The organism is Streptomyces sp. NPDC056987, assembly GCF_042673865.1.
In the GTDB taxonomy this organism is placed as follows: Bacteria; Actinomycetota; Actinomycetes; order Streptomycetales; family Streptomycetaceae; genus Streptomyces.
Window position 1 is genome coordinate 54,652 of sequence record NZ_JBHURV010000036.1, and the last position, 22,474, is coordinate 77,125.

20 protein-coding genes are annotated in these 22,474 nt (G+C 72.9%); 10 read left to right on the top strand and 10 right to left on the bottom strand.

Going from position 1 to position 22,474, the window contains the following annotated elements; all coding sequences use genetic code 11:
* Position 1: 1 nt before the first annotated feature.
* Both ACFTZC_RS32315 and ACFTZC_RS32320 read left to right on the top strand, forming a co-directional pair.
* Positions 2 to 694 (top strand): FMN reductase, encoded by a 693-nt coding sequence (locus ACFTZC_RS32315; protein WP_382895740.1) that lies wholly within the window; start codon positions 2 to 4, stop codon positions 692 to 694.
* A 52-nt stretch (positions 695 to 746) separates the two neighbouring features.
* Entirely contained in the window at positions 747 to 4,112 is a 3,366-nt protein-coding gene (locus tag ACFTZC_RS32320) for an ATP-binding protein (protein ID WP_382895742.1), read from the top strand.
* A gap of 30 nt (positions 4,113 to 4,142) precedes the next feature.
* On the opposite strand, the gene ACFTZC_RS32325 is transcribed toward ACFTZC_RS32320, so the two are convergent.
* From ACFTZC_RS32325 to ACFTZC_RS32340, 4 genes are all read right to left on the bottom strand, one after another.
* The gene (locus ACFTZC_RS32325; RefSeq protein ID WP_382895744.1) at positions 4,143 to 5,285 is read right to left on the bottom strand and encodes a MerR family transcriptional regulator; all 1,143 of its coding nucleotides are present in this window, start codon (positions 5,283 to 5,285) and stop codon (positions 4,143 to 4,145) included.
* Positions 5,286 to 5,366: 81 nt separating this feature from the next.
* Positions 5,367 to 6,236 (bottom strand): ABC transporter permease, encoded by an 870-nt coding sequence (locus ACFTZC_RS32330; RefSeq protein WP_382895746.1) that lies wholly within the window; start codon positions 6,234 to 6,236, stop codon positions 5,367 to 5,369.
* The gene (locus ACFTZC_RS32335; protein ID WP_382895748.1) at positions 6,233 to 7,309 is read right to left on the bottom strand and encodes an ATP-binding cassette domain-containing protein; all 1,077 of its coding nucleotides are present in this window, start codon (positions 7,307 to 7,309) and stop codon (positions 6,233 to 6,235) included. The genes ACFTZC_RS32330 and ACFTZC_RS32335 overlap by 4 nt, the downstream gene beginning before the upstream one ends.
* 109 nt (positions 7,310 to 7,418) lie before the next feature.
* A complete protein-coding gene (locus ACFTZC_RS32340; protein WP_382895750.1) occupies positions 7,419 to 7,898 on the bottom strand; it encodes a hypothetical protein in 480 nt (159 codons plus the stop codon).
* Positions 7,899 to 8,097: 199 nt separating this feature from the next.
* Between ACFTZC_RS32340 and ACFTZC_RS32345 the strand changes: the two genes are divergently transcribed.
* The 4 genes from ACFTZC_RS32345 to ACFTZC_RS32360 all read left to right on the top strand — a co-directional run bounded on the left by ACFTZC_RS32345 (position 8,098) and on the right by ACFTZC_RS32360 (position 13,228).
* On the top strand, positions 8,098 to 9,171 hold the full coding sequence (locus ACFTZC_RS32345; RefSeq protein ID WP_382895752.1) for a hypothetical protein: 1,074 nt from the start codon (positions 8,098 to 8,100) through the stop codon (positions 9,169 to 9,171).
* 72 nt (positions 9,172 to 9,243) lie between these two features.
* On the top strand, positions 9,244 to 9,774 hold the full coding sequence (locus ACFTZC_RS32350) for a hypothetical protein (protein ID WP_382895754.1): 531 nt from the start codon (positions 9,244 to 9,246) through the stop codon (positions 9,772 to 9,774).
* Between the two features lie 170 nt (positions 9,775 to 9,944).
* A complete protein-coding gene (locus ACFTZC_RS32355; RefSeq protein ID WP_382895756.1) occupies positions 9,945 to 11,048 on the top strand; it encodes an endonuclease/exonuclease/phosphatase family protein in 1,104 nt (367 codons plus the stop codon).
* A gap of 59 nt (positions 11,049 to 11,107) precedes the next feature.
* On the top strand, positions 11,108 to 13,228 hold the full coding sequence (locus ACFTZC_RS32360; RefSeq protein ID WP_382895758.1) for an FUSC family protein: 2,121 nt from the start codon (positions 11,108 to 11,110) through the stop codon (positions 13,226 to 13,228).
* Here ACFTZC_RS32360 and ACFTZC_RS32365 read toward each other — a convergent pair.
* From ACFTZC_RS32365 to ACFTZC_RS32375, 3 genes are all read right to left on the bottom strand, one after another.
* Positions 13,209 to 13,685, bottom strand: coding sequence for an ATP-binding protein (locus tag ACFTZC_RS32365; RefSeq protein WP_382895760.1), 477 nt, complete (start codon positions 13,683 to 13,685; stop codon positions 13,209 to 13,211). The two genes, ACFTZC_RS32360 and ACFTZC_RS32365, sit on opposite strands and share 20 nt — an antisense overlap.
* Before the next feature lie 152 nt (positions 13,686 to 13,837).
* Complete coding sequence (locus ACFTZC_RS32370; protein ID WP_382895762.1) at positions 13,838 to 14,635, bottom strand: maleylpyruvate isomerase family mycothiol-dependent enzyme; 798 nt, start codon at positions 14,633 to 14,635, stop codon at positions 13,838 to 13,840.
* Positions 14,636 to 14,690: 55 nt separating this feature from the next.
* Positions 14,691 to 15,206 carry a YceI family protein gene (locus ACFTZC_RS32375; protein WP_382895764.1) on the bottom strand — a complete coding sequence of 172 codons (516 nt, stop codon included), beginning with the start codon at positions 15,204 to 15,206 and terminating at the stop codon, positions 14,691 to 14,693.
* 152 nt (positions 15,207 to 15,358) lie between these two features.
* Here ACFTZC_RS32375 and ACFTZC_RS32380 point away from each other — a divergent pair, with 152 nt between their 5' ends.
* Positions 15,359 to 15,856 (top strand): MarR family winged helix-turn-helix transcriptional regulator, encoded by a 498-nt coding sequence (locus ACFTZC_RS32380; protein ID WP_382895766.1) that lies wholly within the window; start codon positions 15,359 to 15,361, stop codon positions 15,854 to 15,856.
* A gap of 38 nt (positions 15,857 to 15,894) precedes the next feature.
* On the opposite strand, the gene ACFTZC_RS32385 is transcribed toward ACFTZC_RS32380, so the two are convergent.
* A complete protein-coding gene (locus ACFTZC_RS32385) occupies positions 15,895 to 17,394 on the bottom strand; it encodes a M28 family peptidase (protein WP_382895768.1) in 1,500 nt (499 codons plus the stop codon).
* Positions 17,395 to 17,577: 183 nt separating this feature from the next.
* Positions 17,578 to 18,477, bottom strand: a complete 900-nt coding sequence (locus tag ACFTZC_RS32390) for a class I SAM-dependent methyltransferase (RefSeq protein ID WP_382895770.1) — start codon at positions 18,475 to 18,477, stop codon at positions 17,578 to 17,580.
* 198 nt (positions 18,478 to 18,675) lie between these two features.
* Here ACFTZC_RS32390 and ACFTZC_RS32395 point away from each other — a divergent pair, with 198 nt between their 5' ends.
* From ACFTZC_RS32395 to ACFTZC_RS32405, 3 genes are all read left to right on the top strand, one after another.
* Positions 18,676 to 19,509 (top strand): M55 family metallopeptidase, encoded by an 834-nt coding sequence (locus ACFTZC_RS32395; RefSeq protein WP_382895771.1) that lies wholly within the window; start codon positions 18,676 to 18,678, stop codon positions 19,507 to 19,509.
* Between the two features lie 64 nt (positions 19,510 to 19,573).
* Entirely contained in the window at positions 19,574 to 20,749 is a 1,176-nt protein-coding gene (locus ACFTZC_RS32400) for a glycosyltransferase (protein ID WP_382895773.1), read from the top strand.
* A gap of 326 nt (positions 20,750 to 21,075) precedes the next feature.
* A complete protein-coding gene (locus tag ACFTZC_RS32405; RefSeq protein ID WP_382895775.1) occupies positions 21,076 to 21,837 on the top strand; it encodes a DUF4232 domain-containing protein in 762 nt (253 codons plus the stop codon).
* Here ACFTZC_RS32405 and ACFTZC_RS32410 read toward each other — a convergent pair.
* Entirely contained in the window at positions 21,827 to 22,384 is a 558-nt protein-coding gene (locus ACFTZC_RS32410) for a hypothetical protein (protein ID WP_382895777.1), read from the bottom strand. The genes ACFTZC_RS32405 and ACFTZC_RS32410 overlap by 11 nt on opposite strands.
* Positions 22,385 to 22,474: the final 90 nt, after the last annotated feature.

A 22,474-nucleotide genomic window follows, 5' to 3' on the forward strand; every position in this document is an offset into this window, starting at 1 on the left:
GATGACCACCGCGCCGCTCGCCTCCGTCACCGCGGAGCCGTTGAAGCTGGTCGCCGTCTCGGCCGGTCTCGGCAAGCCGTCCTCGACGCGCCTGCTGGCCGACCGGCTGGCGGAGGCGTCGGTGCGCGCACTCGCCGCCGAGGACCGCAAGGCCGAGATCCAGGTCGTCGAGGTGCGCGAACTGGCCGTCGACATCGCGAACAACCTGGTCACCGGCTTCCCTTCGGCCGCGCTCGGCGCGGCGCTGGCCGCGGTGAGCGGCGCGGACGGGGTGATCGCGGTGACGCCGGTGTTCGCCGGTTCGTACAGCGGGCTGTTCAAGTCGTTCTTCGACCTGGTCGAACCCGACGCGCTCACCGGGACGCCCGTGCTGCTCGCGGCCACCGGCGGGACCGCCCGCCACTCGCTCGCGGTGGAGCACGCGATGCGGCCGCTGTTCTCGTACCTCCACGCGCTGACCCTGCCGACCGCCGTGTTCGCCGCGACGGACGACTGGGGCGCGGGGGCCGACACCCACGCGGGCGGGCTGCCGGCCCGGATCGAACGGGCGGGCGGGGAGTTCGGCCGGCTGCTCCAGGGACGGACGGCACGCGCGGAAGGCCCTCGCGGTACGGGAGGTGCAGGAGGCGTGGGAGGCGAGAGCGACGACGAGGTGGTCCCCTTCGAGCAGTTGCTCGCGAACGTGACGCGCTGACCCGACCGGCGAACGGGGGCCCGTTGTCAGTGGGGCCTCCTATCGTTTGGGTATGACCCCTGCTCTCATCGGGCGTGACCACCCCATGGGTGTCCTCCGGGCGGAGATCGCCCGGACGGCGGACAGCCATGGGGGGCTCGCGCTGGTCACGGGGGAAGCGGGCATCGGCAAGACCGCGCTCGTCACACGGGCCGCGCACGAGGCGCGGCGGCGCGGGGCGCTCGTCGTGGGCGGCTCGTGCTGGGACTCCGACAGCGCGCCGGGTTACTGGCCGTGGGTGCAGGTGCTGCGGGGGCTGCGGCGCGGGGTCGGGGAGGAGCGCTGGGCGGAGATCGAGAGCGCGGCGGGCGGACAGCTCGCGGTGCTGCTGGGCGAGCCCCCGTCCCCGGCCGGGCCCCCGGCGCCGGACCGGGACGGGGACCAGGACCGGGTCGGGGACCGGGACGGGGACGGAGACGGAGACCAGGACCAGGGCCGGGACCCAGGCCGGGAGGACGCCTTCGCGCCGGACCGGGAGGACGCCTTCGCGCTGTACGACGCGGTGACCACGGCCCTGGTCACCGCCTCGCAGGACCGCCCCGTCGTGGTCGTCCTGGACGATCTGCACCGGGCGGACAGCGCCTCTCTCCAGCTCCTCGAATTCGCCGCGCAGCACGCCTGGTTCGAGCGGCTGCTCCTCGTCGGGGCGTACCGGGACGTCGAGGTGGAGGCGGCGGACCATCCGCTCCAGCGGCTGATCCTCCCGCTGGTCGCGCGCGCGACGACGACGGTGACGCTGACGGGGCTCGGCCGGGACGACGTGGGTGCGCTGCTCGCGCTCACCGCCGGGCGGGAGCCGGACGCGGCCGTCATGGACGAGGTGCACCTGCGGACCGGCGGCAATCCCTTCTTCGTCGAGCAGACGGCCCGGCTCTGGTGCAGCGGCAGCCCGCTCTCCGCGGTGGCGCCCGGGGTGCGCGAGGCGGTCCGCAGCCGGCTCGCCCAACTCCCGCCGCCGGTGTACGCGTTACTGACCTCGGCCGCCGTGCTGGGCCGGGAGTTCCACCGCGGGGTGCTGGCGGGCGTCGCGGCGGAGCCCTTGCCGCGGGTGGACCGGCTGCTGGAGCGCGCGGTGGCGGCCCGGGTGGTGGTGGGCGCGCGGTCGGGGCGGTTCGCCTTCGCGCACGACCTCGTACGGGAGGCGCTGTACGAATCGCTCCCCGAGCCGGACGTACGGCGCCGACACGCCGCGGTCGTCCGCGCCCTGGACGCCGACCCCGCCCTCAACGCCCGTCTGCTCCCCGCCGAGCTGGCCCGGCACGCCTATCTGGCCGGCGCCGCGCTGGAGCGTGACCGCAGGCTGGACCTGCTGCTGGCGGCGGCGCGGGACGCCTCCAGCAGGCTGGCCGGCGAGGAGACCCTCGGCCACTACCGGCGCGCGTTGCGGATCGCCGAGGGGAGCGCGGAAGGGAGTACGGAGCCGGTTCCGGAGCCGGAGCCGGTACCGGCGCGGGCGCGGGCGAACGCGGACGGGCCGGACCGGGGGGAGAGCGAGCCGGGCGAGCCAGGCGATCCGCGCCGGGCCGTGCTGATCGCGCTGGACCTCGGCGGGGAGTTGCGGAACTACGGCGAGGAGGAGGAAGCCTGGCGGTACTTCGAACGGGCGGCGCTCCCGGCCCGTGAGCTGCGGGACGCCGCGCTGCTGGCCCGGGTGGCGATCACCCTGCACCGGCGCGGCGGGGTCCCCGGGCACGAGGCGCAGACCGCCCGGCTGCTCCGGGAGGCCCACCGCACCCTGATCGGCGGCGAGGCCGATCCGCGGCAGCTCGACCCGGCGCAGCTCGCACAGGAACTGACCGTGCGGTCCACGGCGTTGGCGCGCCGCGGCGAGGACGACGACGCGCTCGCCTTCTCGCTCTGGGCGCGGCACGACACGATCTGGGGTCTGGGCACGGCGGCCGAACGGCTCGTGCTCACGGACGAGATGGCCGCCATCGCCCGCCGCACGGGCGACCGTGACATGGAGGTGCACGCGACGGCGATGCGCTGGGTCACGCTGCTGGAGCAGGGCGATCCGCGCTTCCACGCGGAGCTGCGCGCGTATGTCACGCTGGCCGAGCGGACGGGCAAGCGCCGCTTCGAGCTCGGCAGGGCCATCGACCTCTCGATGGCCGCGTCCCTCGCGGGCCGCTTCGACGAGGCGGAGGAGCTGCTGGCCGAGGCGCTGGAGCCGTGGCGCGACCACGCGCCGTACGGGTTCATCAGCGCGCACCTGGACTGGGCGCTCAAGCTGCTCCGGGGCCGTTTCGACGCGGCGGACGCGGTGGCCGGGGCGCTGGCCGGGCTGGGCCATCCGTATCCACGGCTACCGGCGGCGCTCACAGCGCTGGAGCGCGGCGACACGGCGAGCGCGGTCCGGTATCTGCGGGAGACGGAGGCCGGCGCCGACCCTCCTTTCCCGCGTGTCTTCGCCCCGCTGTGGCTGCGTTTCCGCGCCCAGACGGCCGCCGCGTCCGGCGACGAGGCGCTGATCGACCGCGCGCGGGCCGCGCTCGCGCCGTACGCGGGCCAGTGGATGGTCTCGCTGTACGGCTGCGACATCAGCGGGCCCGTCGATCTCTGGCTCGGTGTGCTGGCCGCCGCGAGCGGCCGCGCGGACGAGGCGGTGATGTCGCTGACGGCCGCCCGCGACGCGGCGGACCGGCTCGGAGCAACCCCGTGGTCGCAGCGCGCGGCCACGGCCCTGACGGCGGCCCTGCGAGACCGCGACGGCAGCCGGTTCTCCTCTCCGACAGCCACGGACGCCCCCGCCCCGGCGCCCGTGTCCACCGAGCCGCCCGCCCCACCCCCCGCGCCGGTCCCGGCCGCCCGAGTCCCGTCCCCCCGGGCCGAGTTCCGGCGGGACGGCACGGTGTGGGCGCTGGCCTTCGCGGGGCGGGCGATCCATGTGCCCGACGCCAAGGGGCTACGGGACCTGCACACGCTCCTCGGCCACCCGGGCACCGACCTGCCCGCCGGGGAACTCCTCGCCCCCGAGGGCGGCCGTGTCGTGGCCGCGGCCCGGGCGCTGGGCGGCGACGCGGTACTGGACGAGACCGCCAAGGCCGCCTACAAGCGCCGGCTGGCGGAGCTGGACGAGGAGATCGACGGGGCCTCCGTACGCGGGGACACGGACCGCGCCGCCGAGGGCGAACGGGAGCGGCGGGCCCTGCTGGACGAGCTGCGCCGGGCGGCGGGCCTCGGCGGCCGGACCCGGCGTCTCGGCGACGAGGCCGAGCGGGCCCGCAAGACGGTCACCGCCCGGATCCGCGACACACTGCGCAAGCTCGACACCCTCCACCCCGAACTCGCCGCCCACCTGCGGGCGTCGGTGTCCACGGGCACCACCTGCGCCTACCGCACCGACCCCGCCACCCCACCCCTCACCTGGCACCTCTGACCGGTCCCGCCCCGCCCCCGGTCCAGGCACTCACAGCGGTACGACGTCCGCCACCACGCACGCGATGTTGTCCGCCCCTCCCGCGTGACAGGCCAGCTCGATCAGCTCCCGCACGGCCGGCTCGGGTCCGGCGGCCGCGGCGACCGTACCGCGGATCACGTCCGCCTCCACCGCCGTGAACAGCCCGTCCGAACAGAGCAGATACCGGTCGTCGGCGCGCACGTCATGGACGCGCAGTTCGGGCCGGGCCATTTCCTCGCTGCCGTCGAGCGCCCTGAGCAGCATCGCCCGCTGAGGGTGCGAAGCCGCTTCCTCGGGGCTGAGGCTGCCCGCGTCGATCATCGACTGCACCACGGTGTGGTCATGGGTGATCTGGAAGAACTCACCGTCCCGCAGCAAATAAGCGCGGGTGTCCCCGACATGGACCAGCGCAAGCCGCGAGCCGGTCCACAGCAGCGCCGTGAGCGTCGTGCCGGAGCCGGCGAACCCGTCGACGGCGCGGTTCGCCTCCTCCACCGCCTCGGCGAGAGTGCTCAGCAGGTCGCCCCCGTCCCGGGCCTCCGGTCCCGTCCCGGGCAGCGACTTGAGCACCTCGACCACGGCCTCGGACGCCGGGGCGCCCTCGCGCCCGTATCCGTCCGCGACCGCCAGCAGCCGCGCACCGGCGTACGCCGTGTCCTGGTTGGTCTCCCGGACCAGGCCCCGGTCGGATCGCGCCGCGTACCGGAGGCCGAGCCTGGCGCCGGGAGAAGAAGGGGACGAAGAAGGGGGAGAGAGCTCGGATGATGACATGGCGGTGACGTCCTTCCCTGCCGGATTCCCCGACAGATGGCCGATGAGGAAGGTCGCCAGGTCCCGGCGGGCGGCCGTCTCGGCCTCCACCTGGATCCAGTACGCCCTGATGTCCCGCGCGGCGGCGTCCGAGTCCGTCTCACGGAGGTCGCACACGTACCGGATACGCGCCAGCGGCATCCCGATCCGCCGCAGCCACGCCACCAGCCGGGCCCGGTCCAACTGGGTCTCGTCGTAATACCGGTAGCCGGTGTACGCGTCGACCCGGGCCGGTCGCAGCAGCCCCAGTTCGTCGTAGCGCCGCAGTGCCTTCGCGGACAGCCTGGACACACGGGCGAACGCACCGATCGTCAGCGAACCGGGATCCGGCGCCGGGCCCATGCTTCCTCCCTCGTGCCGGGCTCCGTGCCCGGCCCCACCGAGGTTGGGGCTTCCCCGCGGAGGAAGGTCAAGGGAGCGGTGTCATCTTCGGTTGTAGAAGCGCATCGTGACCGTACCGAACGCGACCAGCAGGACCGCCGACCAGCCCAGCGACCAGGCGATGGCGGCCGTCGGCCAGTTGCCCGCCATCAGTTCCCTTACCGCTGTGGCCACATGGCTGACCGGGCTGTTGTTGACGAACGCCTGGAGCCAGCCGGGCATGGTCTTCGGATCGACGAAGACATTGCTCAGGAAGGTCAGCGGGAAGATCACCATCATGCTGACGCCCATCACGGACTTCTCGCTGCGCAGCATCAGCCCGAACATCGTCCAGACCCACGAGAACGAGAACGCGAAGACGAGCAGCAGCACCACACCCGCCACGACCCCCGGCACGCCGCCCTGGGGGCGGTAACCGATGAGGATGCCGACGCCGAGCATGACGGCCGAGGCGATCACATAGCGGACGATGTCGCCGAGGAGATAGCCGACCATCGGCGCCGGACGCCAGATGGGGAGGGTGCGGAACCGGTCGAAGACGCCCTTCCCGATGTCGGTGTTGACCGCCACGCCCGTGTACATCGTGACCATCACGACGCTCATCACCAGGATCCCCGGCAGCAGGAACTGGATGTACTCCGCGACGGAACCGGCCAGCGCACCGCCGAAGAGGTACGAGTACAGCAGCACCATCATGATCGGGAAGGCCGTGACGTCGAAGAGCTGCTCCGGCACGTGCTTGATCTTGAGCATGGTGCGCCAGCCGAAGACCAGCGAGGCGGTGAGCCCGCTGGGCCGGGCCGGCCGGTCCTGGTCGACCAGCAGCCCCGCCAGGTCCTCCGCCGTGGGGGACGCCTGCGCGGGATCCACGGCATCGGGCGCGTGTTGCGTCTGGGTGACCCCGGTACTCATGCCACCGCCTCTTCCTTCGTCGCCGGGTCCGCCCTGTCCGCCTGTCTGTCGTCCTGCCTGTCGTCCTGCCGGTCCGCTTGCCTGTCCGCCTGCCTGCTGTCCTGGTCTTCGGCCGGCTTGCTCTCGGTGAGCGCGAGGAACACCTCGTCCAGGCTCGGCTGGCCCAGCGCGAAGTTGTCGACCGTGATCCCGGCGCGGGCCAGCTCCGCCAGCGCCCGCGCGGCCTGTTCCGCCGCGCCCCGCTCGGTGCTGCGACCGTTGACCGTCGCCGTCAGCGCCACCGGGTCGGGGTCGAGCTGCACGGCCGTGTCGAGCGCGCGCGCCAGCACCCGCTCGGCCTCCGTCCGCTGCCCGGCGTCCCGCAGCCGCAGATGGACCGCCCCGGCGCCGACCGACGCCTTCAGCTCGCCCTTCGTGCCCTCGGCGATCATCCGGCCGCGGTCGATCACCGCGATACGGGAGGCCAGCTGATCCGCCTCGTCCAGATACTGCGTCGTCAGCAGCACCGTCGTGCCGTGCGCGACGACGGCCCGCACGATGTCCCACACCTGATTGCGGCTACGCGGGTCGAGACCGGTCGTCGGCTCGTCCAGGAAGAGCAGGTCCGGCGTGTTGAGGAGGGACGCGGCGATGTCGATACGGCGCCGCATCCCGCCCGAGTAGTGCTTGACCTGGCGCCCCGCCGCCTCCGCGAGACCGAACGCCGCCAGCAGCCGCGCCGCCCGCTCGCGCGCCGCCCGGCCGGAATGGCCGAGGAGCCGGCCGAGCAGCACCAGGTTCTCCGTACCCGTCAGATCCTCGTCGACCGACGCGTACTGACCGGTGAGACTCACCCGGCCGCGCACCGCGTCCGCGTCCTTCCGTACGTCCTTGCCGAAGACCCGCGCCTCGCCCCCGTCGGGCCGGAGCAGCGTCGCCAGCATCCTGACGAGGGTCGTCTTGCCCGCCCCGTTCGGCCCGAGGAGCCCGTAGACCGTGCCCGCCGGCACGGCGAGATCGACTCCGTCGACGGCCCGGTTCGCGCCGAAGACTTTCACCAGCTCTCTGGTCTCGATCGCCAGATCAGTGCTCATTACCGTTCCCTCACGCATTCGACAGCCTGCTTCAGGGGCGCCCGGAGCACAATCGCGAACGCCTCAGCCACCCCTCACCACTCAGGCGCGAGACACGACCGCTCGGACCTCAGGGTTCTCGCGTGTAGAAGCTGTAGAACGTGGCGATGACCGTCCCCGTGCCGATCGCGAGGCCGATCCCCGAGGACAGCAGCACGCTGTGCCCGGTGAGGCTGTAGAGGAAGCCGATGGATCCGCCCACCAGCACGCCCCAGGCCGCGGCCCGCAGTTCGCGGGGCAGGACGTGCTCCACCCTGAGCAGCCCGAAGAGCAGCAGTGCGAAGGCCGCCCCCGAGATCAGCGCCAGGGCCAGCTGCCCCCAGGTCGCGGGGCCGCCGCTGCGCGCGATCTCCTGCGCGTACGCGCCGTACGCGATGCCCAGGAGGAGCGGTACGCCGATGGCGAGCGGGGAGACGCGTCGGCCGGTCCCCGCGTGCCGGCGCCGGTCGGGTGCGGCGGTGGTGGCAGTGGTGTCATGCGTACGGTGTGGCCCTCGCGTGCGGAACGGCGCGCCACCGTGCCGCCCCGGCAGCCGGACAGGTGTGGCCATGACCGGGAACTCCTTCCCTCACACCCCCCGCACCCCCCACTTCTCCAGGGCACACCCGCCCGCCGCGCCCGTCAAGCCCGTTCCTCCCCTCCCGTATCCCTTCGCTCCTTTTCCTCCTCTCACCGGGCTCTCACCGGGCTCTCACCGGGTCGGCGGCATACCGCTCGCGCCGCCCGGCCGCGCCACGTTCCCTTGAGATGTGCGGACCATTCGACGGACCTCCCTCTCCACGGCGCTGATCCTCCTGCTGACGGTCCTCACCCCGCTCAGCGCGATCGCCGCCTGGGCCGATCTGGAGATCGGCGACACCCACCGCTTCGTCGCGACGACCGCGCCGCTCGCCTCCGACCCCGCGGTACGGAACGCCCTGGCGGACCGGATCACGGACCAGGTCATGTCGGAGATCGCCAACGGCGGGTTCAATGTGGGGCCGCTCCAGGACGACCTGCAACGCGCGATGCGCGGCCTGCTGCACGACGCCGTGCTCTCCTTCACCGAGTCGGGCGCCTTCAGGAACGCGTGGCGGACGGCCGTGCGCGCCACCCACTCCACCGTGGAACGGGCCCTGACCGAGGGGCGCGGTAACGCCGTGACCCTTGATCTGGCGCCTGTCGTCCGGCAGGTGAAGAGCCAACTGGTCGCGGACGGTGTGCCCTTCGCCGACCGGATCCCCGTGCAGGACACCCGGATCGTCGTCGTGGAGGCCAACGGGCTCGGCGTCTGGCGCGATGTCACCGAGGGGCTGCGCGCCGCCGGGATCTGGCCCGCCGTGGGCACGGCGCTGCTCGCGGCGGCGGCCGTACCGCTCGCCGCGGCCGGCCGTCGCGGCCGGGCGCTGACGGGCGTCGGTCTGGCGGTCGCGGCGGGCGGGGCACTGCTGGTCGTGGTCGTCGCGGTGACGCGGGGGACCGTACTGCAGGATCTGCCGGACAACGGCGACCGGTCGGCCGGCGCCGCGTTCTACGACGCGCTGACCGGCTCGCTCCGGGTCACCGGCTGGGCCCTGCTGGCCGCCGGGCTCCTGCTGGCCCTGGCGGCGTGGCTGACGGGGCGACTGCGGCCGGCGGGACGGTTGCGCCGAGGCGTACGGACCGGCCCCGTCGACGGCCCCACCGCCGCCCCTGGCACCGGCCCCGCCGACGGCTCCGGCACCGGCTCCGGCACCGGCCCCTTCGGCGGTCCTTCAACGGGCCCCGACGGCCCTCCCGGCGGCCCCCGTGACGCCTGGCGCACTACCCGTCCCGAGGCCCACCACGATGCCCGCCGCGCCTGACTTTACTAAATCTTTATGCCGATAACGCCCAACCGAATGTCCCTTTTGTGCCGTTTGGAGCACCATGGGGATATGAGCCAGAACACAGCACAGCGGCCCCCCACCACGGGCATGGGCACAGGCACAGGTACTGGTACTGGAATGGGCATGGGAACCACCGGCGTAGGAACCGGAACCGGAGCCCATGCGGAAAGGAAGGCCGCTTGGGCAGTTGGCGGTAGCTTCTTCGCCGGCGTACTTCTGCTGGTGGTCGGAGTGACAGACATTCTCCAGGGCATAGCGGCGGTCAGGAGGAACGCTTTCCTCAACAGCGCCGGCTACACCTACTCGTTCAACCTGACGTCGTGGGGATGGATCCATGTGGCACTGGGTATCGTGCTCTGCCTCGTGGGTCTGGCGATCCTCGCACGGGCCAGGTGGGCGCGGTACGCGGGTATAGGACTTGCGTCGCTGAATCTGATCTCGCAGTTCATGTATCTGCCGCACCAGCCCGTGTGGGCCATCGTCGGCATGGCACTGTCCGCGTTCATCATCTGGGCGCTGGCCACGGACCGAGGCACTCTCGACGCCGGAACCGGAGCCGGATCGGGCGTCAGAACCTGACGGTTCGGCACGCCAGAACAGAGAACCCCCCACCCATCTCGCGGGAGCAGCGGTCGTCATCGCTGTTCCCGCATTCACATGTGTGCTTCGTGCGTCCGTACGGCTTGAGGAAAGATGGATACCCCCAGCATCTCCAGCAGGCCGAGCGCGAGAGGCCAACCCCGTTGAGTTTGAGCGGCACGAACGATACGAGCGACCCGGACGGCACGCCCCGTAAGGACCGTACGGCCCCACCGGCCCTGCCGGACGCACCGTCACCGCCGGACGCACCGTCACCGCCGGTCGCCCGTCCCCTCCTCCAGCGCCTGCTGGTCGGCGCCACCGGCCTGTTCCTCCTCGCCGCCACCGTCCTCCTCGGCTGCCGCGCACTCGGCAGCGACGGCGTCACCCCCGTACCGCAACTCCTCGCGTTCCTGCCCTGGCTGCTCGTCCCCGCCGCCCTCGCCCTGCTCCTCACCGCACTGCTGCGCTGGCGCGCCGGGGCGGTCTGGGCGCTGGTGGTGATCGGCGCCGTGGGATGGTTCCTGCGACCGTACGAAACGGACACCGGCTCCGAAGTCAGGGCGGCGGGCGCCGTGTCCGGCTCCGGCGGCACCGCGCCCGCCACGCTCAAGGTGCTGACCTCCAACGTCGAGTTCGGGCAGGCGGCGGCCGGCCTGGCCGAGGCGATCCGGCGCGAGAAGCCCGACCTCATATTCGTCCAGGAGTGCGAATTCGGCTGTACGCGCCTCCTCGACGAGCGCATACCGGCCGCCGACTACCCGTACCGGAACATGGTCAGGGCCAGTGGCGCCGAAGGGTCCTCGATCCTGTCCCGCTTCCCGCTCACCGACACCACGGGCATCCCCGGCACCCTCGCCATGCCCGGCTCCGCGGCGCGCATCGGGGACCGTACGGTCCAACTCCAGCTCGCCCACCCGCTGCCGCCGATCCCGGGCATGGTCGGCGACTGGCGCACGGAACTGGGCCGTATCCGTGCCTACGCCACCGCGCAGAAGGAGGCCGGCGCGCCGCTGATCCTCGCCGGGGACTTCAACGCCACCCGCGACCACGCCGTGTTCCGCGCCCTCCTGGACGCGGGCCGGCTGCGCGACAGCGCGCTCCTGGCGGGCGCGGGCCACACCCCGTCCTGGCCCTCGGACGTGCCGCGGCCGCTGGGCGCCCAGATCGACCACGTACTGGTCAGCGACGACTTCTCGGTACGGAGCGCCCGCTTCCTCGACCTGGCGGACACCGACCACCGGTCGCTGCTCGTCACCCTCGAACTGCACTGACCCTCGTAGGTCTCGTACGTCTCGTACGTCTCGCACCTCTCGTACGTCACGCTGGCGTCATGGGAGAACATTCCGAGAGCAGTGTCCCGAGCGGTGACTCCGGCGCCGGTCCGCCCTCGCCGCGCCGCCCCGCCGCACCCCCGTGGCTGCTCGCGGGCCTGCGGCCCAGCTCCGCGCCCGTCCCCTGGGCCGCCGCCGCCCGCGCCTCCGTCGGCATGGCCGCGCCGCTCGCGGTGGGGATCGCCGCCGACCGGCCCGCCTATGGGGCGCTGGCCTCGCTGGGCGCCCTGTACGGCGTCATCGGCGACACCGCGGACGCGTACCGGATGCGTATCTTCAACATCGCGGTCCCGCAGTTCTTCGGCGCCGTCGGTGTCACGCTCGGCACGCTCGTCTTCGGCCGGGGCTGGTGGGCGGTCGGCGTTCTCACACTGCTCGCGCTCGTCTCCGGAATGATCTCCTCCATCGGCGCGGTCGCCTCGTCCTCTGGGCTCCAGCTCCTCCTCTTCGCCGTGCTGGGCGCCGGTCTCGCGATGCCCGAGCCGTGGTGGGTGGCGCCGCTCCTGTTCACCCTGGGCGGGCTCTTCGTCCTTCTGCTGTCGCTGCTGGCCTGGCCGTTGCGCGGGCTGGAACCGGAACGGGCCGCCGTCGCCGGTACGTACCGCGCCGTGGCCGACCTCCTCGCGGTGGCGGGCCGTCAGCAGCACGCGGGCGGCGCTCCGTACACCACGCACGGCACGCACGGCACGCACGGCACGCACGGCACGTACGACACGAGGCGTCAGGCCGTCACCGACGCCCTCAACAACGCGTACGACCTGGTCCTCGCCCGCCGCGCCCGCGAGCACGGCCGCTCGGAACCGCTCGTGCGGCTGCTCGCCCAGCTCAACGTCGTCATCCCGCTGGTGGAGGCCGCCCCCGCCGCCCATCAGCGCGGCCGTCCGCTGCCGGACGCGGTGCCCGCCGCCGTACGGGAGCTGGCGGACGCGGTGGCCGAAGGCCGTACGGACCGCGCGCGCTCCGCGCCGGAGCCCGCGCGGCCGGACCCGACGCGCCCCGGCGCCACCTCGGCCGAACGGGCCGTGGACGCCGCGCTCCGCCACGCCACGTCCGTCGTGCACCACGCCGAGCCCGACCCGGACAACGTCGACGACCGGCTCGGCCGCCCCGCCGCCCTGCGCGTCCGCGCCCGGCGCGCCACCCGTGACGTCCTGTTCTCCGGGGACTCCTGGCGGTACGGACTGCGCCTCGCCCTCTGCATCGGGCTCTCCCAGGCGCTGGTGTCCCTCGTCCCGGTGCCGCGTTCGTACTGGGTGGCCCTCACCGTCACCTTCATCCTCAAGCCGGACTACGGTTCGGTCTTCTCCCGCGCCGTGCTGCGCGCCCTCGGCACGGTGGCGGGGCTGGTCGTCGCGGCGGTGATCCTCTCCCACGTCGCGCGCGGCTGGTGGGACGTGGCGGTGATGCTGGTCATCGCGGGGCTCGTGCCCGCGATGACGGTGAAGGGCTACGCCTTCCAGACGGCGGCCGTCACCCCCGTAATCCTGCTCCTCTCCGACCTCCTCAGCCACGAGGGGTCGGGCCTGCTGCTCACGCGCTTCGTCGACTCGATGATGGGGTGCGCGATCGCCCTGATCGCGGGCTATCTGCTCTGGCCGGAGAGCTGGCACACCCGGATCGGGGACCGGCTGGCGGACGCGGTCGAGGAGACGGCGGAGTACGTACGGTGCGCGTTCGCCGCGGCGCCCGACGCCGACCGTGCGGAACGGGTGCGCACGCGCCGCCGTATCTACCGCGATCTCTCCGTCGTCCGCACCGAGTTCCAGCGCGCCCTGACGGAGCCCCCGCCCACCGGAACGCGCGCCAGGGCCTGGTGGCCGCTGCTCGTCGCCGTCGAACGCGTCGTGGACGCCACGACGGCCGCCCGGGTCCGCGTCGACCACGGCGCCCCGGCGCCCGCCCCCGCCGAGACCGCCGCGATCGAACGCCAGTTGCGGGAAATGGCGGCCGGTATGCGCTCCAGCGACGTCCTGGTGGAGGTACGGGCGGAACTCGGCGGCGACGAGAAGGGCGTACTGGCCCCGCTGCGCCACGAGGTACGGGCGGCCCGCGCCATCGCCTCCCCGCAGCGCCGTACGGGCCTCACCGGCACCACCGGGCTCACCGGTCGCGCGAGGTGACTCCCGGCGCGAAGCCCCGCGTACCCCCGCCGGGCACCTTCAGCAGCGCCCAGACCCGCTTCCCGGGCCCCCTGCGCGGCGCCACGCCCCAGTCGTCGGCCAGCGCCGCGACCAGCGCGAGCCCCCGCCCGCACTCGTCGTCCGCGCCCGGCACGCGCGGCCTCGGCAGACGGTCCCCCGCGTCCTCGACCTCCACCCGGAGCAGCCCCTCCGCGTGGTAGAGGGTGACGGCGATCTCCCGGCCCGGCGGACTGCCGTGCCGCAGCGCGTTGGTGACCAGCTCGGACAGGAGCAGGGCCGCGGTCTCGCCCGGATCCCCGGGCAACCCGATCCGCGTGTGCAGGACTTCGCGGGCCCGGCCGACGCTACGGGGGTGACTGGGGAGCCGGAACGTGACGTATCGGCCCTGTGGATCGCGCTGTTCGTCGTCGTGCTTCATGGGGGCGTCGTGGTTCATGCGACAAAACTTCCCCGTAACAGGACATTTACGTTTTCCGGGCCGAATATCTCGGCCCGAAGTCCGCCGCCCGCCGGAAGTCCCGCCGCCCGCCCGGAGGCGGGCTCTCCCGAAGCCCGCCGCCCGCCCGAAGTCCCGCCGCCCGCCCGACGTCAGAACCCGGGGAAGACGCGCCGCAGATCGTCCAGGGTGATCGCGTCGCCGGTGAGCACCACCGCGTCGGGGGTGTGGTCGGGGGCGTGGCGGCCGGTGACCGCGCGGAGCCACCACTCGGCCGGGGCGGTGAGGACACCGTCCGGCTGGTCGGGAGTGTCGCCGACCGTGGCGGCGTCGCCGAGTTCGAGGCCGAAGGCGCTGTCCGGGGAGGTGAGACGGACGGCGAGCGCGACCTGGCGGCCGTCGAGAGCGGCCGGCTTGGCGAGGAAACCGATGAGGGCGCCGGTCTGGTCGAGGAGCAGCCGGGTCGCCTCGGGCGCCAGCACCGCCGTGGAGTCGAAGCCGACCCTGACGTCCCACGCGTGATGGGTGAACTCGCTGAGCCGCATGGTGGCCGCGGTGGCGACGTCGACCGGCGCGGGCAGGAAGCCCAGGTCGATACGGAGGTCCGCGCGGGTCTGCGCGTCCAGGCCCTCGTACCGCCGGACCAGTGCCTCCTCGGCTTCGAGGAAGCGCTCGGCCCGCTCGGCGGGCGTCATCGCGTCCCAGCGCGCCCAGACGGAGCGCTTGAACTCGCCGTCGGGGCCCTCCGTGCCGTTCAGGGCGCTTTCGAGGATGGCGAGGTTGATCTCGGAGCCGCTGCCGAGATGGCTCAGCACCTGCGACACGTCCCACTCCGAGGCCCCGGTGGCGTGGGTGAGGTCGTCCGCGGTGAAGCCGCTCACGAGGGATGCCAGTTCGTCGTGCCCGGTACGCAGGGCCTTGATCGTCAGGTCGGCACGGTCGGTCGTCATTGCTGTGGTCTCCGTCATCGGCGGGGCTGAGGGGATAAAAGGAGTACGGGGCCGGTCACGCTACCGCGCGGGCGAAGCGGAGGGTGGCGTTGACGGCCGTCAGGCCGCGCAACATCCCCATCTGCTTCCCCCCGACGCCGAACTGGGCGCGGTCGACGGCGAACTCGGTCTCCAGCGTGACCGCGTCGGCGTCCGCCCGTACGACCCGCGCGGTCAGCGTCTGGGGCCGGCTGACGCCGCGCACGGTGAGTTCGCCGGTCACCCGGACGGTGTCGTCCGGACGGAGCTCGGCGCCGTGGACGGCGAAGGTGAGGGCGGGGTGGTTGTCGGCGTCGAAGAAGCCGGATTGGCGCAGGTGCTGGTCGCGCTTGGCGTGCTTGGTGTCGAGGGAGGCGGCGTCGAGCGTGATCGTGCCCTGGGCGGAGCCGCCGGCCCGGACCTCGCCCTCGCCGCTCACGGAGGTGAAGGTCCCCTTGACGGTGACCAGGCCCCACATCGTCTTCTGCTGTACGGCGACGACGGAGGCGGCCTGGTCGAGCCGCCACAGGCCGGTTTCGACGGCGACGGGCATGGGAGGGCTCCTTACGGGGGACGGCATGACGAAGGACGTCACGGGTCATCGGACGCACGGGTCATCCAAATTTGAACAACGTCACCGTAGCTCGTAATCCAAATATGAACAACCTACTCCTCCAAAATTGGACGACCGATAGAATGGGCCCCATGCCGGAACCCTCCGACCACCCAGCCGCACCCGAGTGCCCCGCGTCCCGGGGGGACGCGCTGCTGCCGCCCGAGCTGCGCGCCTGGATGCACCTCCTGGCGGCGGCCGGCGTGGTCGAGCAGCGGCTGCGCTCGGACGTCAAGGAGGCCCTCGGGGTCTCGCACGACGAGTTCCTCGTGGTGTGCCTGCTCGCGGACCAGCCGGAGGCCAGCCTCCGGATGACCCGGATCGCCGAACTCCTGGGCCGCCCGAAGACCCGGCTGACCTACCAGGTCGCCTGCCTCCAGCGGGCCGGGCTGGTCACCCGCCGGTCGGTCTCCTGCGACAAACGCGGCATCGAGGTCGCCCTCACCGAGAAGGCGCACCGCGTCCTGGGCGAGGAGTTCCCGGCCCTGGCCGCCGCCGTCGTCCAGGCACTCGCCGAGGACATGGACCCCACCCAGCGCGCCGCGCTCTGCGGGCTGCTGCCGCCCACCTGCGCGGAGGACACCCCGTAGCCCTCGGCGACGCCGCGCCCGGACGGCTGCCGCGACGGCTACCCCCTGGCCCCCGGCCGTGCCGCGACGGTCCGGCACGCGGCGTCGCCGGCCTCCGCACAGATGGCGATCGCCTCCCAGCTGATGTTGGAGAGGTCGTCACCGGCCTTGTGGTACTGAGGGTCGTACGGCGCCCCGGCCGTGCCGCCGAAGAGAGCCGCCTCCTCCTCCGTCTTGAGCCGCAGCACCGCGCCGCCCACCGTGTCGACACCGGCGACCGTGATGCCCGCCTCCCGAAACGGAAGATGGTCGCTGAACGTGTCGACCGGACCGGTGATCCAGGGCTGCCCCACCGACCGGAAATGATCGGTGAACAGCCTTTCCAGACCGTCGTCCCCGTAGACCGAGACGACATAGTTCGGTGAGGCCACCATGTCCAGGTTCAGATACGCCTCCAGGCGATCGAAATCGGCGGACTCCTGGATGCCGTCCACGAAGTGGAACGAACCCTTCATGCCGTCCTCCTCACCACCCCACCAGCAGAATTTCCACGGGGTCCGCCGGTCGGCGGCCTGCTTCAGCGCCGTTTCGAGCAGTACGGCGGAGCCCGACCCGTTGTCACTCATCCCCGGCCCGCCGCGCACGCTGTCGAGATGCGCACCGCAGATATGGGTGGAATCGCTCCCCGGCATCCCGGCGAGCAGGTTGAACGTCTCGATCTCCCGCCGCTCCACCTCCAGCTCGACATGCAGCTCGACCGCGCCGGAGGACATTTCCCGGCGCAGATGGTCGGCATCCTCCAGTACCGTGCAGGTCGCCGGGATCAGCGCGCGGTCGGACGGCTCGCCGAGCTGGATGCCGACGGCAAGCTGGAACCCCGAGTCGTAGACCACCGCCAGGATGCCCGCGGCGCCCGCCAGTGAGAGCTGCCGCCGGATCGTCTCCTCGAAGTCCTCCGCGAGCCGCTCCCCCGCGCGCCGCTCCACCACGAGCCGCTCCGCCTTCCCCCGGTCGCCGTGACAGCCGGTGCGTTCGCGCCTCATCCGCGAAGCGCCCGGATGCCGCAGCTTGAGCAGCGCGATCCCGCCGGCGACGTCCCGGCCCTCCCAGCTGCTCTCCGCGTCCCCGTACTCGTCGTCCGGCACGACGAGTTCCCCCGTGTGACCACCGGCGGGGGAGAGGGAGACCCCGACGGCGGGGGCGCTGCGGATGTCGCGCGAACCGGCGGGGACCTGCTCCACGACGTTCCGGACCTCCACCAGCGTCTCGTACGTGAAGTACTGGCGCTCGACCCGGAACGCGGTGCGCCGCAGCACCTTCTCCACATACCTGGCCGAGGCGTCGTACCCCGCCGTGCCGGCGGCCCGGTCGCCGCCATGGGCCACCGCGGCCGCGTGGAGCGAGGAGAGATGCCGGCGGAGGCGTCCCACGTCCCGCCGGGCGACGGGGGTCAGGGCCCGGCCGACCCGGCCGGCGGCCCGCGCACCGCCCGCGGAGACCAGGGGAAGACCGATCGCGGTTCCGCCCAGCAGTGCCAGAGCTTTACGCCTGTCCATCATGTCCTTCTCCCATCGAAGACGGCGCCGTACGGTCCGTTCGTCCAGGACCGCGGGGCGCCCGGGCCGACGGGCCGGGTTCCGGCCGTGCGGGCAGCGTGCCGGAGCCGGAGGTTTCGTTTCCCGCGCAGGAGTCGCTTACATCGGCGAAAGGTGCGGAGGGGAAGCGGGAGAAGGCGGAGAAAGCTAGGAGGACTGGGAGGACTGGGAGGACTGGGACGCCGGTCCGGCGGGGCTCTTCCGCCAGACGCGGACCTCGGTGCTCGGCACGCGGCCGGAGAACCGGCCGGACGAGGAGGCCCGCCACAGCAGTCGGCGCAGGTCCGCCTCGAACGCGTCGCGACGGGCGCCGAACAGGTGCGGGGCCGAGAACGACATCGAGAACACCCCGGCGACGGCGTCGTCCACCGTACGTTCCAGCGGCTGCCCGCCGGGCACGACATGGCGCTCGGGGCCGGAGAACCCCGCCCGCGCGAACACCGCCGCCTCGCCGCCGGGCGTTCCGTGCGGCAGCACCCCGCGGCCGGCCCGCCGGACCGGTCCCAGGTACTCCCTCACCAGTGCCCCGATCGCCGCGTCGGGCACCGTTGGATACGGCGAACCGCCAACAGAGCTGACGGGTGTGACGGACCGGTCCGCCGGCTTCAGGTCCGCGACGTGCGCCAGCGCCCCGCCGGGACGGAGCAGGTCCCGGATGGCCGCCGCCACCCTGTCCTGGTCCATCCAGTGGAAGGACTGACCGAACGTCGCCACGGTGAACGTCCCGAGCCCCAGCGGCAGTTCCTCGGCCCGCGCCCGCACCCACCGCGTCCTGCCGGCCACCCCGGTCCCGGCCGCGCCGCGCTCCGCCTCGGCGATCATCCCGGCGTCCGGGTCCACCCCGACGGTCTCGCGGAACGCGTGCGCCAGGCTCAGCGCGAGGGTGCCCGGTCCGCACCCCACGTCGATGAGGCGTCCGCGCCCGTCGAGTTCGAGCACATCGGCGAGCACGTCCGCCAGTCCGGGGGCGTACGGCGGTCTCCCGCGCCGGTAGTAGGGCGCCGTGCCCAGGAACAGCGTCTCGTCCCACTCCCAGCCGGCCACCATGTCCGCCCACCACTCCTCGAAGAGATCACCCGCCGGTCCGGCCGCCCGATGATTCCACGGCCCGACCGGGCCCGCCGAACCCTTTTCACCGACGCGCGAACACACGGACGCACGGTCGCCCCGGAGACAGTCCGTCGCCACACCCGCGCGCCCCAACCCATAGGAGACAACTCACCTGACGCCTAGGCTTCTTGAACTATGAAGGTGCTGATATCCGTTGACATGGAGGGCATCTCGGGGGTCGTACACCCCACCGAGACGAATCCGGACCGCTACGACTACGAGCGCGGCCGGGCGTTGATGACGGCCGAGGCGAACGCCGTGATCGCCGGTGTACTCGACGCCGAACCCACCGCGGTGGTGTGGGTCGCCGACGCGCACGGCCCGTACCGCAACCTGCTGCCGGAGGAACTCGACCGGCGGGCCCATCTCGTACGGGGCAAGCCGCGCGCCCTGGGCATGCTCGGCGGGATCGACGAGGACACCGACGCGGTGCTCTTCATCGGCTACCACGCCCGGGCCGGCGTCGGGCCCGCCGTCCTCGCGCACACCATGAGCGGCGACATCCTCGACGTACGCGTGGCCGGACTCCCCCTGGGCGAGATCGGCCTCAACGCCGCCCTGGCCGGTACCCTGGGCGTGCCGGTCGTGCTTCTCAGCGGCGACGACACCGCCTGCGCCGAACTGCGCGAACTGCTGCCCACCGCGGTCACCGTCCCCGTCAAGCAGGCCCTCGGACAGGCCGCCGCCGTGGCCCTGCACCCCGAGGAGGCCCGGGAGCGGCTGCGCCGCGCCGCCGCCGAGGCCGTCGCCCGGCGCGCGACGGTTCCGCCGCTGGCCCTGACCGGACCGTTCGACGTCGAGGTCGACCTCTACAGCCCGGTCTCGGTCGACCTGGCGACGCTCATCCCGGGCGTCTCACGCGCCGGGGGCGACGGGGGCCGGACGGTCACCTTCACGGTCGACGACTTCGCCGACGCCTACCGGCTGGTCCTCCTGCTCGTACAGCTCTCCTCCGTCAAACCCGGTTGACGGTCTGTCGTTCGGATCACAGCACCACCGTTGCCAGACACAACAGCGATAGTGAGGAACACCGATGCGCATACTCTTCAGCGCGACGCCGGCACACGGCCATCTCTTACCGATGGGCTCACTGATCCGTGCGGCGGTGGACCGCGGTCACCAGGTGGCCCTGCTGACCGGTGGGGGAATGGCACAGGTGGTGGCGGAGGAGCTGCCCCCGGCCGTGGAACTCCTGCCCGCCGGCCCCATGCCCGCGGAGTTCCTCGCCGAGGCGACGCGGCGCGTGGGCCACGATGTCATGAACCCCTCGCCGGACGAGGTCGGCGAGATCTTCGCCGCGACCAGGATCGACCTGACCATCGAGGAAGCGGTGCCGGCCGTGTTCGGCTGGAAGCCGGATGTCGTCGTCGCCGAGGCGTACGACACGGTCGGCCCTCTGCTGGCGGCGATGCTGAACGTCGAGTGGTACGAGGTGGGCCTCGGGCCCGCCATGCCCGCCCCGTTCGCCGTGACGCTGGCCCGGGAGGCGGCTCCTCGCTACGCCGCGCGCGGGGTACGGCCGGCGCCGCCGCGCAGTTACATCGACCCCTGCCCGCCGCTGCTCCAGGTACCCGAGTGGTCCAGCCCCGTCCGGCACTGGCCGATGCGGCCGGAGGCCCACCGCCGCCCCGGCAGCAGCTGGTCACCGCCGGCCTTCGCGGACCCGGCCAGGCCCAGGGTCCTCGTCACCCTCGGAACCATCTTCTCCGAGGCGGAGTTGCTCAACACGGTGGTGGAGGCCGTCACCTCGCAGAACACCAACGCCCTGGTCACCATGGGCTTCGGCATCTCACAGGGCCTGAAGGCCGGAACCGGGCCGGCGGACGGGGCCGGCGGCGGTCCGGTGAACGGGGCGGGCGAGGCGCTGTACGTCCCCTTCGCGCCGATCCACGATCTGCTCGACGGCGCGGACGCGGTGGTCGGCGTCGGCGGCTCGGGCACCGTCCTGGCGGCCCTCAGCCACGGGGTGCCCATGGTCCTCTGGCCGCAGGGCGCCGACCAGCCGTTCACCGCCGCGCGTACGGAGGCCGCGGGCGTCTCGCTCGTCGCGGACAGCGCCGCGACGGTGGCCTCGTCGCTGTCGGAACTGCTGGCCGACGGCCGGTACCGCACCGCCGCACGGGACGCGGCCGACCGGATCGCCGCGATGCCGAGCCCCGGCGACGTACTGGACGCGCTCGTGGCGGAAGCCGGCGCGAACGTCCACTGACCGGAGGCACGGAAGACCGGAAGTCCGGGGACACCGGAAGTCCGGGAGACACCGGAGGCACGGAAGACCGAGGGCCCCGGGGCCGTGGCGGCCCCGGGGCCCTCGTACGCCTTCCCCCGCCGTCCCTCAGCACCCGCGGCGGCGCCGCGAACCCTTCCTCCGTCCCATCCACGCGTTCCAGGGCCCCCGCGTTTCCCCTGCTCAGGACCCTTTTCGGCGTTCCACCATCCCGAACTCCCCGCTGACCGTGGCGGCTGGGACGGATGACCGGACAAGCTCTGGTCATCCGAGCAGCACCCCACCCGACACCTAAGGGGAAACGCACCATGTCCCGCATCCGTAACTCCCGCACCCGTCTCGTGACCGTCGCCGCGAGCGTCGCACTCGCCGCGTTCTCCCTGACCGCGTGCCAGGACGGAACGGGCCTGGCCGACGAGGGCGCGTCGAAGGAGTCCGCCCCGACCGCCGCGGCCGGCGACAACACGAACGGGTCGAAGGAGTCCACCTCCGGCTCCTCCGACGGCGGCTCCTCCGACGGCGGCTCTTCCGCCAACGGCTCCTCGGGCAGCGGCTCCTCCGGCGGTGACGGGAAGCAGAACACCGGCGGCTCGCAGCCGAACGCCGATACCCCCGACCAGCAGGCCCCCGACGCCTCCGGCAAGACGGTCACCTGCGAGGGCTCCGTCACCAAGACCGTCGCGACCCCGCTGAGCCGCCCGCTGAACCACCTGCTCCTCACGGTCACCAACACCGGCAAGAACAGGTGCTCCCTGTACGGCTACCCGGCCGTCCAGTTCGGTGAGGCCCAGTCCGTACCGCCGGTCATCGAGGACACGCAGCCCCAGGCCGTCGTCACCCTGGAGCCCGGCCAGTCCGGCTACGCCGCCGTGAGCCTGTCCTCCGGCGACGACAACGGCGCCAGCGGACACACCGAGAAGTCCCTGGCCGTCTACTTCCAGGGCCGCTCCGGCAACGAGAGCGTCGGCAAGGGCGCCAACCCCCCGCTGCCCGCCAAGGGCATCTACATCGACGACTCCCTCAAGGTCACCTACTGGCAGTCGACGATGGACCTCGCCATCAACTGGTGACCCCGCGGCTCTCCCCGCCCTCATCGCGCCCGGCGGCGGATGCCGCCCCCATGACCGTCCAGAGGGCCATGCCCCACAGGCTGAACGCGGCGATGAGGCCCACCGCGAGGCGGACGGTCTCGTCCGGGCCGTCCGCGAGCCACACGGTCAGGCCCGCTGCTCCGGCCGCGACCAGCAGAGCCGCCGGCACGCGCAGCCGGGGCTGCTCGAACGCCGTCGCGAGCGGCAGGAAGTGCAGCCCGACCACCATCGCGACCAGCGGAGGAACGAGCACCGGCACCCCCGCGCGAGCGCACACCAGGGCGATGACGACGATCAGCAGCCACTGGAGACCGTTGATCCGATGGAACCGCCGGCGCCGGTCGGCGGGGAACGGTCCCCCGGCCGACGCGGGGAGGATACGTCGTGCGGCGAGCATCAGCCCCACCGTTACGGCACAGCCGGCCACGACCGCGACCGGCCTCGCCGGGCCGTCGAACGCGCTGGTGGCCAGGGACCACCAGCCGAGGCCGAACAGCGCGAGGAACCCCACCCCTGACTTGAACATGATCAATATCCTAGAGGGAGGAGTGGTTCGTGGGACCGGAATATTCCCGGGCCGGCGCCCGCCTCGCCGACGGGCGGCCTCATCCGTTAC

What these genes read in the sequence shown, in the direction of transcription:
- ACFTZC_RS32315 (WP_382895740.1), top strand. Translation starts at nt 2, where the DNA reads ATGACCACCGCGCCGCTCGCCTCCGTCACCGCGGAGCCGTTGAAGCTG.
- ACFTZC_RS32320 (WP_382895742.1), top strand. Translation starts at nt 747, where the DNA reads ATGACCCCTGCTCTCATCGGGCGTGACCACCCCATGGGTGTCCTCCGG.
- ACFTZC_RS32325 (WP_382895744.1), bottom strand. Translation starts at nt 5,285, where the DNA reads ATGGGCCCGGCGCCGGATCCCGGTTCGCTGACGATCGGTGCGTTCGCC.
- ACFTZC_RS32330 (WP_382895746.1), bottom strand. Translation starts at nt 6,236, where the DNA reads ATGAGTACCGGGGTCACCCAGACGCAACACGCGCCCGATGCCGTGGAT.
- ACFTZC_RS32335 (WP_382895748.1), bottom strand. Translation starts at nt 7,309, where the DNA reads ATGAGCACTGATCTGGCGATCGAGACCAGAGAGCTGGTGAAAGTCTTC.
- ACFTZC_RS32340 (WP_382895750.1), bottom strand. Translation starts at nt 7,898, where the DNA reads ATGGCCACACCTGTCCGGCTGCCGGGGCGGCACGGTGGCGCGCCGTTC.
- ACFTZC_RS32350 (WP_382895754.1), top strand. Translation starts at nt 9,244, where the DNA reads ATGAGCCAGAACACAGCACAGCGGCCCCCCACCACGGGCATGGGCACA.
- ACFTZC_RS32360 (WP_382895758.1), top strand. Translation starts at nt 11,108, where the DNA reads ATGGGAGAACATTCCGAGAGCAGTGTCCCGAGCGGTGACTCCGGCGCC.
- ACFTZC_RS32365 (WP_382895760.1), bottom strand. Translation starts at nt 13,685, where the DNA reads ATGAACCACGACGCCCCCATGAAGCACGACGACGAACAGCGCGATCCA.
- ACFTZC_RS32370 (WP_382895762.1), bottom strand. Translation starts at nt 14,635, where the DNA reads ATGACGACCGACCGTGCCGACCTGACGATCAAGGCCCTGCGTACCGGG.
- ACFTZC_RS32375 (WP_382895764.1), bottom strand. Translation starts at nt 15,206, where the DNA reads ATGCCCGTCGCCGTCGAAACCGGCCTGTGGCGGCTCGACCAGGCCGCC.
- ACFTZC_RS32380 (WP_382895766.1), top strand. Translation starts at nt 15,359, where the DNA reads ATGCCGGAACCCTCCGACCACCCAGCCGCACCCGAGTGCCCCGCGTCC.
- ACFTZC_RS32385 (WP_382895768.1), bottom strand. Translation starts at nt 17,394, where the DNA reads ATGATGGACAGGCGTAAAGCTCTGGCACTGCTGGGCGGAACCGCGATC.
- ACFTZC_RS32390 (WP_382895770.1), bottom strand. Translation starts at nt 18,477, where the DNA reads ATGGTGGCCGGCTGGGAGTGGGACGAGACGCTGTTCCTGGGCACGGCG.
- ACFTZC_RS32395 (WP_382895771.1), top strand. Translation starts at nt 18,676, where the DNA reads ATGAAGGTGCTGATATCCGTTGACATGGAGGGCATCTCGGGGGTCGTA.
- ACFTZC_RS32400 (WP_382895773.1), top strand. Translation starts at nt 19,574, where the DNA reads ATGCGCATACTCTTCAGCGCGACGCCGGCACACGGCCATCTCTTACCG.
- ACFTZC_RS32405 (WP_382895775.1), top strand. Translation starts at nt 21,076, where the DNA reads ATGTCCCGCATCCGTAACTCCCGCACCCGTCTCGTGACCGTCGCCGCG.
- ACFTZC_RS32410 (WP_382895777.1), bottom strand. Translation starts at nt 22,384, where the DNA reads ATGTTCAAGTCAGGGGTGGGGTTCCTCGCGCTGTTCGGCCTCGGCTGG.